Genomic DNA, 16,418 nt, shown 5'->3' with positions numbered 1-16,418 from the left:
GATGGAGGCACACGCGGGCGACCGGCTGCTGATGCACGGCAGGACCGTGGGACAGCACGACCGGGTCGCAGAGATCATCGAAGTGCTCGGGGACGGGGGCGCCCCTCCGTACCGGCTCCGTTTCCCCGACGGCCACGAGCACCTGATGTCCCCCGGCCCCGACAGCGTCGTCCAGCACATCGAGGCGCCGCAGGGCCGGCAGCCGCAGTAGGAGGAGGACCGGGGCCGGGGTCCGAGCGGCCCCGGCCCCTCATCTCCCCGGGTCAGCGCGGTGCGCGCACCCGGTCCTGGTAGTGGTCGGCGACCACCCGGGCCATCGCGCCGATGCGGTCCGCCGCCACATGCTTGGCGGAGAAGAAGATGTGCCCGCCCACCTCGTCGTGGTCCCGGGCGAGGGTGAGATGGCGGGAGAGCTCCGCCGGGTCCTGCCAGGGCGCGGGCTGGGCCGGGTCACCCGCCTTGTACAGCGCCTCCCCCACGTACAGCCCCACACCCGTGCCCCGCACGGTGGCGGCCCACCAGGCGAGAACCTTGGCGTAGTCGGCGGTGGCGAGGCCGATGTGCCAGTAGATCTGCGGGCAGATGTAGTCGATCCACCCTTCCCTGACCCACTTACGGGTGTCGGCGTGCAGGTCGTCGTACGTCTCCACGCCCGCCCGGGTGTCGGAGCCCAGCGGGTCGGTGGCCTTGTTCCGCCAGACGGCGAAGGGGCTGATGCCGAACCGCACGCCCTGCCGGGTCTCCCGGATCCGCTCACCCATCTCGCGCACCAGCCGGTCCACGTTGTCGCGGCGCCAGGCCGCCCGGTCCGGGAAGCCGCCCCCGTACCGCTCGTACGCGGCGTCGTCCTTGAACGCCTCCCCCGCCACCGGATACGGGTAGAAGTAGTCGTCCCAGTGCACCGCGTCGATCTCGTAGCGGCGCACGGCGTCCAGCATCGCGTCCTGGACGAAGCGGCGGACCTCCGGCAGCCCCGGGTCGTAGTAGAGCTTCCCGCCGTACGGCAGGACCCAGTCGGGGTTGCGCCGGGCCGGGTGGGAGGCGCTGAGGCGGGCGGGGTCCGTGTGGTTCGCCACCCGGTACGGGTTGAACCAGGCGTGCAGCTCCAGGCCCCGGTCGTGCGCCTCCCGGACCGCGGTGGCGAGCGGGTCCCACCCCGGGTCCTGGCCCTGGACGCCGGTGAGGCAGTCGGCCCACGGTTCGTACGGGGAGGGCCACAGGGCGTCCGCGGTGGGGCGGACCTGGAGCACCACCGCGTTGAGCCGCAGCCGGACCGCCCGGTCCAGGTGGGCGATGAGCTCGGCCTCCTGCGCGGCCGCCGTCAGGCCCTTCTTGGACGGCCAGTCCAGGTTGGCGACCGTGGCGACCCAGACGCCGCGCAGCTCACCCCGAGCGAGACGGTCATCGCCGCCTCCTTGTCGTACGGCAGAGCCCACCGCGTCACCGCCCGTCGTCATCGCCGCCACCAGTCCGGCCGCACCCGCCACGAGCGATCTCCGGGTCATTCCTGTACGTCGCATGCGCCACACTCGTCCCTTCACGTCGACCACCACCCCGCTCGCCCTACGTAACAGGATGATGCCCGTCCGTAGCCAGATGACCCGCAGGTCACGGGGGTGGGCTCGCGGAGTAACGTCGTGGGGTCGAAGCGGGCACCGGAATCACACGGGACCCTGCACTGCGGAGAACATCGAAAGGCACGAGGTGACGGACTCTATGGCCGACATTGCACGCGTCGGGGTGGTCGGCTGTGGCCAGATGGGCGCAGGTATCGCGGAGGTGTGCGCGCGCAGCGGCCTCGAAGTGAAGGTCGCCGAGACCACCGGCGAGGCGCTGGAGATCGGCCGCACCCGGCTGCACAACTCCCTCTCGAAGGCCGCCGAACGCGGCAAGATCACCGCGGAGGAGCGGGACGAGACCCTCGGCCGCCTCAGCTTCACCACCGACCTCGGGGAGTTCGCCGACCGCGACCTCGTCATCGAGGCCGTCGTGGAGAACGAGCAGGTCAAGACGGAGATCTTCCAGGTCCTTGACCAGGTCGTGACCCGTCAGGACGCGATCCTGGCCTCCAACACCTCCTCCATCCCGCTGGTGAAGCTGGCCGTCGCGACCTCGCGCCCGGACCGGGTCATCGGCATCCACTTCTTCAACCCGGCGCCCGTCCAGAAGCTGGTCGAGCTGATCCCGGCGTTGACCACGTCGGACGAGACGATCAAGCGCGCCGAGGCCGTCGTGCAGGACGTGCTCGGCAAGCACCCGATCCGCGCCCAGGACCGGTCCGGCTTCGTCGTCAACGCGCTGCTGATCCCGTACCTGCTCTCCGCGATCCGGATGTTCGAATCGGGCATCGCGAGCCGCGAGGACATCGACAACGGCATGGAGATGGGCTGCGCCCACCCGATGGGCCCGCTGAAGCTCGCGGACCTGATCGGCCTGGACACCGTCGCCTCGGTCGCCGACTCGATGTACGCCGAGTACAAGGAGCCGCTGTACGCCGCCCCGCCTCTCCTCCAGCGCATGGTCGACGCGGGCCGCCTCGGCCGTAAGACGGGGTCGGGCTTCTACCCGTACGCCTGACCCCCTCCTCTCGAGGAGCCGGTCCCGGACATCCCGGGGCCGGCTCCTCGTGCGTACAGCGCCGTTCAGAGCCGCAAGTGGTGCAGCATCAGCAGCCCCGCCGCCATGTTCGCCGCGGGCACCTCGCCCCGGGCGATCATGTCCGGGATGAGCTTCAGCGGTATCCACTCACGGCGTGAGGACTCGAAGGCGTCCTGCGGCGCGCCCGTGTACTGCCCCTCTTCTGCCCAGTAGAGGTGGTGGCGGGCGTCGGTGAGGCCGTTGGCGGGCTCCACGGTGAGCAGGGGGCGCAGGGGGCCGGGGCGCCAGCCGGTCTCCTCCTCCATCTCACGGGCCGCCGCCGCCGCGATGTCCTCGCCCTCCTCGACGACCCCGGCGGCCAGCTCCCACCCCCAGCTGTCGGTGATGAACCGGTGGCGCCAGAGCAGCAGCACCTCGTCCGCCGCGTTGACGACGGTGGCCGCGGCGACCGGCCGCAGCCGGATCACGTAGTGGTCGAGGTGACTGCCGTCGGGCAGCTCCACATCGGCCAAGTTCACCCGGAACCAACGGTTCTGATACACATTCTGTTCGCTTACGTTCGTCCACTGCACGGTTCTGCCGCCTTTCGACATGTTGGGGGCAACATGCCAGCAGGGTCGGCCGTCAAGCGGAACGAACGGCGGGTGCGCGGCGGAGCTCACAGAGGCACGCGGAGCGCCCCGTCGATCAGACCGGCCGTCTGTACGGCGTCGGCGCAGCCGCTCTCCGCCAGCTCCCGCCGCACCTGGCGCAGCCGGTCGCGCAGCCGCTGGGACTCCATGCCCCGGGCCCGCTCGGCCATTTCGGCGGCGGTGCCGGCCGCCCGGTCCGGCTCGCCCTGGAGCAGTTCGATATGGCTGAGCATCGCGAGGCGGTGCACGCGCCCCCGGTCGTGCGCCGGGGCGCGCACCGCGGAGGCCGCGTGCTCCCGTGCCGCGGGCAGATCCCCGAGGCTGAGCAGCGCCTCCGCCACCTGGACGTCGACCAGGCCCGGCTGGACGTACCCGGTCTCGTCCGGCTCCCGCCCGGTGTGGATGCGGCCCGCCTGGGCCTCGGCCCGCCGGATGCAGGCGCGGGCGCTCGCCGCGTCGCCGAGCTGGGCGTACGCCTTGGCCTGCATGGCGTGCAGATCGGCGGCGAGCGCCGGGGTGATGTGGTCGCCGGCGGCCCGCAGCGCGGCCTCGGCAAAGGCGATGGAGCGGCGGTGGTCACCGAGGAAGAGGGACTGGGTCACCAGCAGGGCGATCACATAGCCGCCGAGCGCCCGGTCCCCGCTGGACTTGGCGAGCCGCAGCGCCTGGTGGAAGTAGCGCTGGGCGAGGCCGTGGGCGTCGGAGTCGTACGCGCAGATGCCCGCCATCGCCACCAGGGCCGCCGTCGCCCGGTGCAGACGGCGGCCGAGCTCGTCGCTGTAGCCACCGCGCAGCAGGGGCGCGGCCTCGGCGTTGAGGAAGCGGACGATCCGGGGTCTGGTCGCGATGCCGCCCGCCTTGCGGTACATCTGCTCGTAGTGGTCGCGCGCGGACCGGAGCGTCTCTATGTCGGCCGCGCTGACCCGGCCGGGGCCCGGGCGGGAGACGTCGGTGTCCTCCGGCGGGTTCTCCCACTCCCAGACCGGCATCACCGCCGTGGTCCCGGTGACGGCGGGGACGGTGGCCAGGTGGGGGCGCTGCTGTTCGTCCGAGCGCCAGAGCGCGGTGGCCCGCTCGACGAAGCCGGAGAGGGAGGCGCTGTGGGGTGCGTCCCCGGTGCCGTAACCACTGTTGGAACCGCCGCCGGGGACGCCCATGCCGATGTCGTCCAGCACGACCGGGCGTCCGAGCCGGCCGCCCAGCACCTCGCAGATCAGGTCCGGCACCTGGCCGCGTGGGCGCTGGCCCTTCAGCCAGCGGGAGACCGCGGTGTGTTCGTACCGCAGGCTCAGGCCGCGGGCCCGGCCCGCCCGGTTGACGTGACCGGCGAGCCCCGCCCGGGACATCCCGGCCTCGTCGATCAGGGATTCGAGCAGGACATTCGGCTCCATCGTCCCCCCAGATGCGTGTCGCAATGAGCCTAGTCCAGCACGTTTCACACGGGGTGTGAACGGAATGCCCGAACCGTCGGGCCGTGCACTCTGCCGCGCCGGGGCGGGGCTCGGTTGAATGAGCTCCTCGCAAGAGGCGGCCGGGTCGTCGGCTCCCCCTCGTAACGGTTGACGACCCGCACCCGCGTCCGTCCGCACCGCCGGCCTGCCCGACACTCCGTGGCCGTGCGGACGGACGCCGGATCGCACGACCCACTGCCCAACGACGAAGGAGGGTGGCTGCGGGTCGGGGCACGGAACCGCGCTTCCTCCCGGTTCCGCGTCCGGTCCGCGTGCGGTCCCTCAGCCGCCCGGCGGGACAAGGAGAAGGGGCGTATCCGGTGGCCGGATACGCCCCTTCTCAACGCGCTACGGGACTACGCTCCGCGCAGCACCGCGCCCGTGCGCTCGGCGGCCAGGGCGACCGCGCTGTCGCGGGCGGCCGATGCCTCGTCCACGGTCAGCGTGCGGTCGGCGGCGCGGAAGCGCAGCGCGTACGCCAGGGACTTGTTGCCCTCGCCGATCTGCTCGCCGGTGAAGACGTCGAACAGCCGCAGCGATTCGAGGAGTTCACCTGCGCCCTCGCGGAGCGCCCGCTCCACGTCGGCGGCCGGGACGTCCCCGGCGACGACGAGCGCGACGTCCTGGGTCGCCACCGGGAAGGTGGAGATCCGGGGCGCCTGGAGCGCTCCGTCGACGGCCCTTTCCAGGACGTCCAGCTCGACCTCGGCGGCGCAGGTCCGCTCGGGCAGGTGGAGCGCCTTGATGACGCGCGGGTGGAGTTCGCCCGCGTGTCCGAAGAGGGTCTCCTCGCCGTTCACCGTGACGTACAGCGCAGCGCAGCGGCCCGGGTGCCACGGGGCGTGCTGGTCGGCGCGGACGGTGACCTCCACGCCGGCCTCGGCCGCGATGGAGCGGGCGGCCTCGACCGCGTCCGCCCAGGTCGCCGGGGTGCCCTTGCCCCACCAGCCGGCCTGCTCGCGGGCGCCCGCGAGGACGACGGCGGCGCGGCGCGGCTGACGCGGGAGGGCCGCGTCGAGACCGGCGATCTCCTCGTCGGTGGGACGGCGGTCGACGGGCAGCCGGACGGCGGCCGTCTCCTCGCCCGTGGGCCGGAAGACCAGGCCCGTCTCGAAGAGCGCCAGGTCGTGGCTGCCCCGGCCGTCGTTGCGCCGCAGTGCGCCGAGGAGGCCCGGCAGCAGCGTGGTGCGCAGCGCCGGCTCCTCGTCGGAGATCGGGTTGACGAGCTTGACCGTACGGCGGCGGGCGTCGTCCGCCTCCAGGCCGAGCTGGTCCAGGACCGCGTCGCCGATGAACGGGTAGCTCAGCGCCTCGACGTAACCGGCTCCGGCCAGCACCCGGCCGATGCGGCGGTGCAGCCGCTGGCGGTCGGTGAGACCGCGCCCGGAGGGGGGCGTCGGCAGGGTGGAGGGCAGGTTCTCGTAGCCCTCCAGGCGGATGACCTCTTCGGCCAGGTCGTTCGGCTCGCCCAGGTCGGGCCGCCAGGACGGCACGGTGACGATCAGCTCGTCCTGCCCGTACACGTCGCAGCCGACCTCCTGGAGGCGGCGGACGACGGTCTCGCGCCCGTACTCCACACCGGCCACCCGGTCAGGGTGGTTCGCCGGCATCGCGATGGTGCGGGGCGCGTGCGGAGCGGTGATCTCGGTGACCCCGGCCTCGGCGGTGCCGCCCGCGAGGAGGACCAGCAGGTCCACCGTGCGCTGTGCGGCAGCGGCGGCGGCCTGCGGGTCGACGCCGCGCTCGAAGCGCTTGGACGCCTCGGAGGACAGCTTGTGGCGGCGCGCGGTGCGGGCGATCGAGATCGCGTCGAAGTGCGCGGCCTCGATGACGACCTCGGTGGTGAGCGCGTGCTCGCCGTCCGCGTCGGCGATCTCGGTGTTGGCGCCGCCCATGACACCCGCGAGGCCGATCGGCCCGCGGTTGTCGGTGATGACCAGGTCCTCGGCGTCCAGCACGCGGACGGTGCCGTCCAGCGTGGTGAGCTTCTCGCCCTGGGTGGCGCGGCGGACGCCGATCGGCCCGTCGACCCGGTTGCGGTCGTAGGCGTGCAGCGGCTGGCCGAGCTCCAGCATCACGTAGTTGGTGATGTCGACGGCCAGCGAGATCGGCCGCATCCCGGCCTTCTGGAGGCGGCGCTGCATCCAGATCGGAGAGCGGGCCTCGGGCTGGAGCCCGGTGACGGTGCGCGCGGTGAAGCGGTCGCAGCCGATCGGGTCGGCGATCTGGACCGGGTAGCCGTACGCGTTCGGCGCAGGCACGTCCAGGAGCGCCGGGTCGCGCAGCGGCAGCCCATAGGCGGTCGCGGTCTCGCGGGCGACACCGCGCATCGAGAGGCAGTAGCCGCGGTCCGGGGTGACGGCGATGTCGAGGACCTCGTCGACGAGCTGGAGCAGCTCGATCGCGTCGGTGCCGACCTCGTGCTCCGGCGGCAGCACGATGATGCCGTGCGTTCCGTCGTCGCCCATGCCGAGCTCGTCGGTGGAGCAGATCATGCCGTGCGAGGTCTTGCCGTACGTCTTGCGGGCGGCGATCGCGAAGTCGCCGGGCAGGACCGCGCCGGGGAGGACCACGACGACCTTGTCGCCGACCGAGAAGTTGCGGGCGCCGCAGACGATCTCCTGCGGTTCGCCGGTGCCGTTGGCGGAGCCGACGTCGACCGTGCAGAAGCGGATGGGCTTCTTGAACCCCTCCAGCTCCTCGATGGTCAGGACCTTGCCGACGACCAGGGGGCCCTTGAGGCCCGCGCCGATCTGCTCGACGGTCTCGACCTCCAGGCCGACGGAGACGAGCTTGGCCTGTACGTCACGGCCGGTCTCCGTCGTCGGCAGGTCGACGTACTCCCGCAGCCAGGAAAGCGGGACGCGCATCAGATCTCCATCCCGAACGGCCGGGTGAACCGGACGTCACCCTCGACCATGTCTCGCATGTCTTCGACGTTGTGGCGGAACATCAGCATCCGTTCGATGCCGAACCCGAAGGCGAATCCGCTGTACTTCTGGGGGTCGACACCGCAGGCGGTGAGCACCTTGGGGTTGACCATGCCGCAGCCGCCCAGCTCGATCCAGCCCTCGCTGCCGCAGGTGCGGCAGGGGCGGTCCGGGTTGCCGACGGACTCGCCGCGGCAGACGTAGCAGACCATGTCCATCTCGGCGGACGGCTCGGTGAACGGGAAGAAGTTCGGCCGCAGCCGGGTCTTCATGTCCGGCCCGAAGAGCGCCTGGACCATGTGGTCGAGGGTGCCCTTGAGGTCGGCCATGGTCAGGCCCTCGTCGACGGCGAGCAGCTCGATCTGGTGGAAGACCGGGGTGTGCGTGGCGTCCAGCTCGTCGGTGCGGTAGACCCGGCCGGGACAGACCACGTAGACGGGCGGCTTGCGCTCCAGGAGCGAGCGGGCCTGGACGGGCGAGGTGTGCGTACGCAGCACGACACCGGACTCGTCGCCCTCGGTCGCCTTGCCGTCGGGCGTGGTGCCCTGGACGAAGAAGGTGTCCTGCATCTGGCGGGCCGGGTGGTCGGGCACGAAGTTCAGGGCGTCGAAGTTGAACCACTCCGCCTCGACCTCGGGGCCCTCGGCGATCTCGTAGCCCATGGCCACGAAGACGTCCGCGACGCGCTCCATGATGGTCGTCAGCGGGTGGCGGGCGCCGGCCGGGACGCGGTCGTAGGGCAGCGTGACGTCCACGGCCTCCTCGACGAGCACCCGGGCGTCGCGCTCGGCCTCCAGCTCGGCCTGGCGGGCGGCCAGGGCCTTGGAGACGGCGCCGCGGGCCTGGCCCACGCGCTTGCCCGCCTCGGCCTTGGCCTGCGGGGGCAGGGCGCCGATCTCGCGGTTGGCGAGCGACAGGGGCGAGGTACCTCCGGTGTGCGCGGTCTTCGCCTGGGCGAGCGCGTCGAGGTCGCCGGCGGCGGCGAAGGCGGCGAACGCCTCGTCCCGCATGCGCTCGATCTCTTCCGGTTTCAGTGCCTCGACCTCGACTGGGTCGTACGACTTGTTCGGTGCCGACATCTCTTCCCGTGCTTCCGATTGGCTGGTGGCGCGACCCCGCTCGACGACTGGAGGACGCAAAGGTGCCAAAGGTCGAGTCTAAAGGCCGCAGGACGGTCGGGGCGCCCGTGGGCCGCTCACGCCAGGTAGGCGGGCATGCTCACGGGCAGGATAAATCGGAACTCGGCCCCGCCGCCGGGCCCCCGGCCGACGGTGATGGTCCCGCCGTGCGCCTCGACGATGCCCTTGACGATGTAGAGGCCGAGGCCCGTGCCGCCGCGCTTGCTCCCCCGCCAGAAGCGGGTGAAGACACGGCCCATCGACTCCTCGGGGATGCCGGGGCCCTCGTCGCTCACGGTGACCGCCGTTCCCATCTCGTCGCAGGCACCCGGCGCGGGTGCGGGGGCGATCTCCATGGTGACGGTTCCCTCGCCGTGGCGCACCGCGTTTTCCAGGAGGTTCCCGAGGATCTGGTCGATCTTGTCGGGGTCGGCCCACAGGGCGGGCAGCGGGCCCCGGGCGTGGACCCGGAAGCGGTCGGGGGCCTGGCCGCCCGCGATGAGGGCCTGGATGTGGCGGGCGACGGCGGCGGAGATGTCGACCGGCTGGCGGCGCAGCTCCAGGCGGCCGGAGTCGATCCGGGAGATGTCGAGCAGCTCGGCGATGAGCCGGGTGACCCGGCCGGCGTCGGCGTCGACGGTCTCCAGCATCAGCCGCTTCTGGTCGTCGGTGAACCGTTCCCATTTGGCGAGCAGCGTGGCGGTGAACCCTTTGACGGAGGTCAGCGGGGAGCGCAGCTCGTGGGCGACGGTGGCGATCAGCTCGGCGTGGCTGCGTTCGGTACGCCGGCGGGCCTCGGTGCCGCGCAGCGAGACGACGACCCGGCGCACCGGGCCGAGCGGGTGCTCGCGTACGTAACGGGCGGAGACCAGCACCTCACGCCCGCCGGGCAGCAGCAGGTTGCGCTCGGGCTGGCCGTTACGGGTGGCGAGGCCGCCGTACGGGTCGGTCAGCGCCCACCAGCGCTTGCCCTTGAGGTCCTCCAGCGGGAGGGCCGCCTCCAGGGGACGGCCGATCGCCTCGGCGCGGGGGGTGGCGGTGATGCGGGCGGCGGCGGCGTTGAAGCAGACGACGCGGCCGTCGGCGTCGGCGACGACGAGCCCGTCGGGCAGGTCGTCGGGGTCGAGGCCGGCGGAGAGGGCGTCCACGGGTCCGATGCCGGTGCCGTCCGCGCTTCCGGCAGCGGTGTGCGCCGGTCGCGGCGAGCTCATGCCGACAGCCATTTTCCCCTATCCCCACCTCTCGAACCGGTGCAGTGGGCCCCCGAGTTCGTCACCCTACTAGCCGTCGGCGAACCCGCGACACCCTGTGGGGGCGCGCGGTGGGAGTGCGCCGGTGGGCGGAAAAGCGGAATGGCCGGGACCGTTCGGTCACGGGCCGTCGGAGAACGTGGAGTTACGCCTCGGGGGCGCGGCGCGGACGCTGCGCGCGGGCGGAGGCGTAGAGGCAGACGGCGGCGGCGGTCGCGAGGTTGAGGCTCTCCGCCTTGCCGTGGATGGGGACGCGGACGACGGCGTCGGCGAGCGCCCGGGTCTCCTCGGGCAGCCCCCAGGCCTCGTTGCCGAAGACCCAGGCGGTGGGCCCGCCCATGGTGCCCGCGTCCAGCTCGTCGTCCAGGTCGTCGTCCCCGGCGCCGTCGGCGGCGAGGATGCGCACCCCGGCGTCCCGGAGCCCCTGCACGGCCTGCTCGACGGGGACGCCGACGGCGACGGGCAGATGGAAGAGCGAACCGACCGACGCCCGTACGGACTTGGGGTTGTACAGGTCCACGGAGGCATCGGTGAGCACCACGGCGTCGGCGCCGGCCGCGTCGGCGCAGCGCAGTACCGTACCGGCGTTCCCGGGGTCGCGGACGTTGGCCAGAACCGCCACCAGGGTGGGCTTCGCGTCCAGGATCTCCTGGAACGGGGAGTCCAGGAAGCGGCAGACGCCGATGAGGCCCTGCGGGGTGACGGTCTGCGAGACGTCGGCGAGGACGTCGTCGCCGGCCAGGTGGACCCGGGCCCCCGCCGCGTGGGCGGCGTCGACGATGTCGGCGTACCGGTCGGCGGCCTCGGGGGTGGCGAACAGCTCGATGAGCGTCGGCTCACCGTCCCCGCCCCGGTGGGCGGCGGCTTCCCGCACGGCCTGGGGCCCCTCGGCGATGAACCTGCGCTCCTTGCCGCGGAAGTTGCGGCGGGCCAGCCGGCGGGCGGCGGCGACGCGCGGGGAGCGCGGGGAGATCAGTTCGGGGGTGCCCATGGTCGGCGGCGAGCCTCTCTGCGTACGGGATGGGGATCAGGGGGGCAACGCACCGGACCCGCAGACGGCGTGCGCCTGCGGGTCCGGTTCACGTACCAGGAAAGCGGTGCCTGGATCAGGCGGCCTTCGGGGCGTTGACGTCGCTCGGGAGGGCCTTCTGAGCGACCTCGACGAGAGCGGCGAACGCGTTGGCGTCGTTGACCGCGAGCTCGGCCAGGATCTTGCGGTCCACCTCGATGTTGGCGGCCTTCAGACCCTGGATGAGGCGGTTGTACGTCATGCCGTTCTGGCGGGCAGCGGCGTTGATGCGCTGGATCCACAGCTGACGGAAGTCGCCCTTGCGCTTCTTGCGGTCGTTGTAGTTGTAGACCAGGGAGTGGGTGACCTGCTCCTTGGCCTTGCGGTACAGGCGCGAGCGCTGCCCGCGGTAGCCCTTGGCCGCCTCGAGAATTGCCCGGCGCTTCTTGTGGGCGTTGACTGCCCGCTTGACGCGTGCCACGTGTTAACTCCTTGTAGCGGGGCCGTGGGTGTCTTCACACGGCCCGGAAACGAATTGGTCCCGGTGTGATCGAGGTCGTGCCCCCGGAGAGGTCCGGGGGCCGGACCTCACTTGCCGAGAAGCTTCTTGATCTTCTTGGCGTCGGCCGGAGCCACGACGACCGTGCCGGTCAGCGAGCGGGTCTTCTTGGACGACTTGTGCTCGAGCAGGTGGCGCTTGCCGGCCCTCTCGCGGAGCACCTTGCCGGAGCCGGTGATCTTGAAGCGCTTGCTGGCACCGCTGTGCGTCTTGTTCTTCGGCATCGCGCCGTTCTCTCCTCGTCAGTGGCGCCCCTCACGGTGCGGGGCACCGGACTGCAGGGGCGTCAGATCTCTATGGGGTTCCGGGGGGACCCGGGGGCGCCTGGATGGCGGCCCCCGAAGGTCACGCCTCGGAAGGTGTCTCGGCCGGAGCCTCGGCCGCTTCGGCCGGAGCCTCAGCGGTGTCGCCCTCGGGCGCGGCGTCGGTCGTGCCCTGACGCCCTGCCTTGCGGGCGGCCTGGGCCTCACGGGCCTCGGCCATGGCTTCGGTCTTCTTCTTGTGCGGGCCCAGAACCATGATCATGTTCCGGCCGTCCTGCTTCGGGTTGGACTCGATGAAGCCCAGGTCCTCTACGTCCGAAGCGAGACGCTGGAGCAGTCGGAAGCCCAGCTCCGGGCGGGACTGCTCACGACCACGGAACATGATCGTGATCTTGACCTTGTCGCCCTGCTTGAGGAACCGGACGACGTGACCCTTCTTGGTGTCATAGTCGTGCGGGTCGATCTTCGGCCGGAGCTTCATCTCCTTGATGACCGTGTGCGCCTGGTTCTTGCGCGCCTCACGGGCCTTCATGGCCGACTCGTACTTGAACTTCCCGTAGTCCATGAGCTTGCACACGGGCGGACGGGCTGTCGCCGCCACCTCGACCAGGTCGAGGTCATACTCCTGTGCGAGTTCCAGGGCCTTGGCAAGCGGAACAATCCCGACCTGCTCGCCGCTGGGACCGACAAGTCGGACCTCGGGAACGCGAATCCGGTCGTTGATGCGGGGCTCGGCGCTGATGGATCCTCCTCGGTAGCACCACGCGACCGCCTGGCGGACAGCCGCGTTACGTGTGTGTCTCAAGACCAACCGAGCCGGAACCGCAAAAATGCCCCGGACGGGACACAGGCGGGGCTCCATAGCTACCGGAGCACCGCCGCGGTCAACCGCGGGGCGCATCGAGCGGCTCCATCGTCCGTACGGAACGATGGGGACCGCCTGACCGGTGACCCGCCGTCCGTGAGGACGGTCAGGTGGGAGATCGGAGCCTCCACTTGTGGGCCGAGCACATAGGTGTCCGGCCGGTCGTTACACAAGGTTAGCAGCCCGGTCGCGGGGGCGCTAATCCTGCGTCCGCGGGGCTCCCGCGCGAAGGGCGGCCCCGGCCGGGCCTTATCGTGTGGGCATGAGCGACGCGACCCCCACCAGCAGTGAGAACCCCGGCTTCGACGCCATGGCCCGCGACATCGCGGAGGTCCCGGCCGTCGAGGTCATCGTGACGGTCGCCGTCAACCTGATGAGCGCGGCGGCGGTGAAGCTCGGCCTCACCGAGGAGGGCGAGGACCACAAGGACCTCGACGAGGCCCGCAAGCTGGTCCACGCCCTGGCCGGACTGCTGGACGCCTCCACCACGGAGATCAGCACCTTCCACGCCTCCCCGCTGCGCGACGGCCTGAAGTCGCTCCAGCTCGCCTTCCGCGAGGCCTCGCTGGTGCCGGACGAGCCCGGCAAGGGCCCCGGCGAGAAGTACACGGGCCCGGTCTACGGCTAGACACCCTTTTCGTACGTACGTGAGCCCGCCTCCCCCTCGTCGGGGCGGCGGGCTCTCGCGTGTCCGGGCTCAGATGTCCGGGCTCAGCGGCTGAAGAGCGGCTCCCCCGGTGCGCTGGCTCCGGCCGGCAGCAGCGCCAGGTCCAGCCCGCCGACCAGCCGGGCCCTCAGCGCCTCGCTGCCGGAGAGCGCCTCGGCCACCCGGCGGACCGCCTCGGCGGGGACCGCGTCCGGGGCGAGGACCAGGGCGAGGGTGCCGTCCGCCCGGCCCGGGCCGAGGTGGGCGCGGAGCACGGCGGGTTCGGCGGCGACGGCCTCCCGTACGGCGTCGATCACCGCGGGGTCCTGGAGCGGGTCGGTGCTGGTGCGGTTCTCGGCCAGCGCCAGGAGGGCCTGGCCGCTCAGCTCGAAGGCGACGGGCCCGGCGAGGTCCAGCACCAGGGTGTCGGCCTTCTCGTGCGCGGCGGCCTGGAGGGCCTGGTGCAGCGGTACGGCGACGGGGCGGGCCTCGGGGTCCCAGAGCGCCAGCGAGGCGGTCGAGGTGAAGGCGGGCAGCGCGCGCCGGTCGCCCGCCTTGAGGGTGGGGACGGCCATGTCGCTGGTCTTCTCGCGCCGCAAGCCGTTCTCGTCCTCCTCGACCTCGCCGAGGACGGCGACGACGGGGACCAGGAGACGGGCCTCGCGGAGGGCCGCCAGGACCGGGCCGACGGCGGTCCGGTCCCGCGACCAGGCGTCGAGTGCGCTGGTCAGGGCGGGAGAGGCCGAGCCGTCGTCGTCGGAGAAACCGGAGTCCGGGATGTTCTTGAGCGCCACGGGACGAGGGTAGTGCCTGGAGGCGTGACCGCTGAGCCTGGGGTTCAGCGGCGGCCGGGGCAGGGCGGGCACCCGCCTGGCGTGGGCCTCAGCGGTGGCCCGGTGCGTTCCGGCCGCGCCACAGGACGACGGCCGCCGCCAGCAGGGCCGCGCCCAGACCGCCCGCGAGCGGGGCCGCCCAGTTGACCGGGTCGTCGGCGGCGGGCGGCGGGGTCGGGCCGGGGCCGAAGAACCTCTTACGGTGACCCGCCGTGGCGGTCTGGGCGCTCAGCTCCCCGGGGCGCAGCCGGGAGCCCGCCTCGATGGCCTCCGCCGGGTCGACGATGCCGTAGCCCCGGGCGTCGTCGCGGCCCTCGGCGGGGGCGTCGCGGGCGGTGTCGGCGAGGAGCTTCTTGATCTGGGCGGGGTCGAGGCCGGGGTGGGCCGCGCGGACCAGGGCGACGGCCCCGGAGACGAACGCGGCGGCCGCCGACGTACCCCACTCGATGTAGTAGTGGCCGTCCGGGTTGGCGACGACGATGTCCACGCCCGGCGCGCTGACGGTGGCGTACCAGCGGCGGGTGGAGAAGGAGGCGTGGGTGCCGTACTCGTCGACGGCGGCGACCGCGATCACGCCGGGGTAGGCGGCCGGGTAGGAGATCCGGTCCCCCTTCTCGCCGCCGTTGCCCGCCGAGGCGACCACGGAGATGCCCTTGGAGAGGGCGTACTGGATGGCGGAGTCCTCGCCCGGGTCCGGGTGGGCGGACTCGCTGTCGTCGCCCAGGGAGAGGTTGATGACGTCGGCGCCGTTGTCGGCGGCCCAGCGGATGCCCTGGGCGAGCGCGGTGCCGCGGGTCTTGCGGGCCTTGGCGCGGGCCGGGTCCTTGGACTCCAGGATCACCCGCACGGGCAGGACCTTGACCTCGGGCGCGATGCCGAGGATGCCGTCGGCGCGGTCGGGGCCGTTGCCGCGTCCGGCGATGATCCCGGCCATCGCGGTGCCGTGGAGGGCCCAGGAGGGGTCGCCCTTGCCGGCGCCGAAGCCGACGAGATCCTTGCCGGGGAGCACCTGGCCGACGAGGTCGGGGTGGGTGCCGTCGACCCCGGTGTCCAGGACGGCGACGGTGACGCCCGCGCCCTTGGTCGTCTGCCAGGCGCGGTCGGTGTGCAGGGCCGCCAGGGCCCACTGCTGGTCGCGGATGGCGTCCGCGTGGGCGGGGGGTGCGGGGGTGAGCGCGAGGACGGCGGCGGCGCAGACCGCGGCGAGGACGCGGTGGGGTCGTCGTCGGGTCATGCGGGCGGCTCCACGAGATCGGTGACGGTCGTGCGCAGCCCGCGCTCCACCCGGTCGGCGATGCCCTTCGCCTCGTGGCCGAGGCCGGCCTGGGCGATGTCCGTGGTGGCGGGGGTCTGCGTCGCCGCGTCGGCGGCCTGCGGCTCGGCGACGGTACGCGCGTCGGCGAAGCCGGAGACGGCGAAGACGACGACCGGGATCTCGGTGAGCGGCCTGACGGTCCAGCTGGCCCGCTGCCGGTCGCCGAAACCGGCGGCGACGGTGCCCTCGGGGGCGTACGTACGCGGCATCAGGTCCTTGCGCGCGGCGAGCTTCTGCTCGGTGAACCGGGCGCTCAGGGCCTGCATCCCGGCCGCGTCGGCCTCGGTGACGACCATGCCGACGGTGGTGACGGCGGAACGGGTCGAGTCGGTGTAGGTGGCGCGCACCATCCGCTCGCAGCCGACGGACCGGAGGGTGGTGCGCAGCAGCGGGTCGAGCCCCTTGGAGCAGTCGCTGTCCGGGGCGACGGAGAGCCGGGTCCAGTTGCGGTTGGTCCCGCCGGGCCCGGCACCGGTGCCCTTGAGGGTGCGCGGGAAGAGCGTGTCGACGGGGACGCTGTGCCAGACGGTACGGCCGGCGGTGTACGGGGTCCGGGTGGGCTCGGCGGAGGAGTCGCCGGTGAGCCAGGCCCCGGTGACCGCGCCGCCGATGAGCCCCAGCCCGAGGACCACGCAGGCGGCGGCCACGGGCGCCCGCCACCGCTGCCGGGGCGGGACCGGGCGGAGCCGGGTGGTGGTCTCGACGGGCGTCTCGGGGTAGCCGTAGCGGGCCGGTACGCGGTACGCGCCCGGGGGCGGTGGGACGGCTCCCGGCGCCGGGGTCAGGTCGACGGCCCCCACGGGCCTGCGTTTGTTGATGGTGAAGGCGGGGGGCGGCCCGGAGCCGGGGTGCGTGGGGTACGGGGCGGGCGCGGGTGGTGGCGTTGCCGGTGCTGACGGGGCGGTGGGGGCCGCTGTGCTCGGCGGTACGGGGGTGGCGGGGGGTGCTT

The 16,418-nt window shown here is 72.7% G+C and carries 16 protein-coding genes; 3 read left to right on the top strand and 13 right to left on the bottom strand.

Annotated elements, in window-relative coordinates; genetic code table 11:
* The first annotated feature begins 1 nt into the window (after position 1).
* On the top strand, positions 2 to 211 hold the full coding sequence (locus tag R2B67_RS30720) for a DUF1918 domain-containing protein (RefSeq protein ID WP_018515301.1): 210 nt from the start codon (positions 2 to 4) through the stop codon (positions 209 to 211).
* A 52-nt stretch (positions 212 to 263) separates the two neighbouring features.
* Here the strand turns inward: R2B67_RS30720 and R2B67_RS30715 are convergent, their stop codons facing one another.
* A complete protein-coding gene (locus R2B67_RS30715; RefSeq protein WP_455679983.1) occupies positions 264 to 1,520 on the bottom strand; it encodes a glycoside hydrolase family 10-like protein in 1,257 nt (418 codons plus the stop codon).
* 196 nt (positions 1,521 to 1,716) lie between these two features.
* Here R2B67_RS30715 and R2B67_RS30710 point away from each other — a divergent pair, with 196 nt between their 5' ends.
* Positions 1,717 to 2,577, top strand: coding sequence for a 3-hydroxybutyryl-CoA dehydrogenase (locus R2B67_RS30710; protein WP_018515303.1), 861 nt, complete (start codon positions 1,717 to 1,719; stop codon positions 2,575 to 2,577).
* A gap of 65 nt (positions 2,578 to 2,642) precedes the next feature.
* Here the strand turns inward: R2B67_RS30710 and R2B67_RS30705 are convergent, their stop codons facing one another.
* The 9 genes from R2B67_RS30705 to infC form a co-directional block, all read right to left on the bottom strand.
* Entirely contained in the window at positions 2,643 to 3,170 is a 528-nt protein-coding gene (locus R2B67_RS30705) for an NUDIX domain-containing protein (protein ID WP_317822542.1), read from the bottom strand.
* Positions 3,171 to 3,256: 86 nt separating this feature from the next.
* Positions 3,257 to 4,621: an NsdA family TPR-like regulatory protein gene (locus R2B67_RS30700; protein WP_317822541.1), complete on the bottom strand. Its 1,365-nt coding sequence runs from the start codon at positions 4,619 to 4,621 to the stop codon at positions 3,257 to 3,259.
* 416 nt (positions 4,622 to 5,037) lie between these two features.
* The gene (gene pheT / locus R2B67_RS30695; protein WP_317822540.1) at positions 5,038 to 7,551 is read right to left on the bottom strand and encodes a phenylalanine--tRNA ligase subunit beta; all 2,514 of its coding nucleotides are present in this window, start codon (positions 7,549 to 7,551) and stop codon (positions 5,038 to 5,040) included.
* On the bottom strand, positions 7,551 to 8,690 hold the full coding sequence (gene pheS / locus R2B67_RS30690; RefSeq protein ID WP_164613339.1) for a phenylalanine--tRNA ligase subunit alpha: 1,140 nt from the start codon (positions 8,688 to 8,690) through the stop codon (positions 7,551 to 7,553). The genes pheT and pheS overlap by 1 nt, the downstream gene beginning before the upstream one ends.
* Before the next feature lie 116 nt (positions 8,691 to 8,806).
* Positions 8,807 to 9,952, bottom strand: coding sequence for a sensor histidine kinase (locus R2B67_RS30685; RefSeq protein WP_018515308.1), 1,146 nt, complete (start codon positions 9,950 to 9,952; stop codon positions 8,807 to 8,809).
* A gap of 172 nt (positions 9,953 to 10,124) precedes the next feature.
* Positions 10,125 to 10,970 carry a TrmH family RNA methyltransferase gene (locus R2B67_RS30680; RefSeq protein WP_018515309.1) on the bottom strand — a complete coding sequence of 282 codons (846 nt, stop codon included), beginning with the start codon at positions 10,968 to 10,970 and terminating at the stop codon, positions 10,125 to 10,127.
* 115 nt (positions 10,971 to 11,085) lie between these two features.
* Positions 11,086 to 11,469, bottom strand: coding sequence for a 50S ribosomal protein L20 (rplT, locus tag R2B67_RS30675; RefSeq protein WP_007457565.1), 384 nt, complete (start codon positions 11,467 to 11,469; stop codon positions 11,086 to 11,088).
* A 107-nt stretch (positions 11,470 to 11,576) separates the two neighbouring features.
* A complete protein-coding gene (gene rpmI, locus R2B67_RS30670) occupies positions 11,577 to 11,771 on the bottom strand; it encodes a 50S ribosomal protein L35 (RefSeq protein ID WP_003970213.1) in 195 nt (64 codons plus the stop codon).
* Between the two features lie 121 nt (positions 11,772 to 11,892).
* Positions 11,893 to 12,672 (bottom strand): translation initiation factor IF-3, encoded by a 780-nt coding sequence (infC, locus tag R2B67_RS30665; RefSeq protein WP_317822530.1) that lies wholly within the window; start codon positions 12,670 to 12,672, stop codon positions 11,893 to 11,895.
* A gap of 265 nt (positions 12,673 to 12,937) precedes the next feature.
* On the opposite strand from infC, the gene R2B67_RS30660 reads away from it, so the two are divergent.
* Positions 12,938 to 13,303, top strand: a complete 366-nt coding sequence (locus tag R2B67_RS30660; protein ID WP_018515311.1) for a DUF1844 domain-containing protein — start codon at positions 12,938 to 12,940, stop codon at positions 13,301 to 13,303.
* Between the two features lie 83 nt (positions 13,304 to 13,386).
* Here the strand turns inward: R2B67_RS30660 and R2B67_RS30655 are convergent, their stop codons facing one another.
* The 3 genes from R2B67_RS30655 to R2B67_RS30645 form a co-directional block, all read right to left on the bottom strand.
* Entirely contained in the window at positions 13,387 to 14,115 is a 729-nt protein-coding gene (locus tag R2B67_RS30655; protein ID WP_317822528.1) for an SseB family protein, read from the bottom strand.
* 88 nt (positions 14,116 to 14,203) lie between these two features.
* A complete protein-coding gene (gene mycP, locus R2B67_RS30650) occupies positions 14,204 to 15,388 on the bottom strand; it encodes a type VII secretion-associated serine protease mycosin (RefSeq protein ID WP_317822526.1) in 1,185 nt (394 codons plus the stop codon).
* Positions 15,385 to 16,269, bottom strand: coding sequence for a hypothetical protein (locus tag R2B67_RS30645; protein ID WP_317822524.1), 885 nt, complete (start codon positions 16,267 to 16,269; stop codon positions 15,385 to 15,387). The genes mycP and R2B67_RS30645 overlap by 4 nt, the downstream gene beginning before the upstream one ends.
* Between the last annotated feature and the right edge of the window lie 149 nt (positions 16,270 to 16,418).

Source organism: Streptomyces cyaneofuscatus, assembly GCF_033109485.1.
Lineage (GTDB): Bacteria > Actinomycetota > Actinomycetes > Streptomycetales > Streptomycetaceae > Streptomyces > Streptomyces cyaneofuscatus.
The sequence above is the reverse complement of the archived record's forward strand: the minus strand, read 5'-3'. Positions and strand labels throughout refer to the sequence as shown.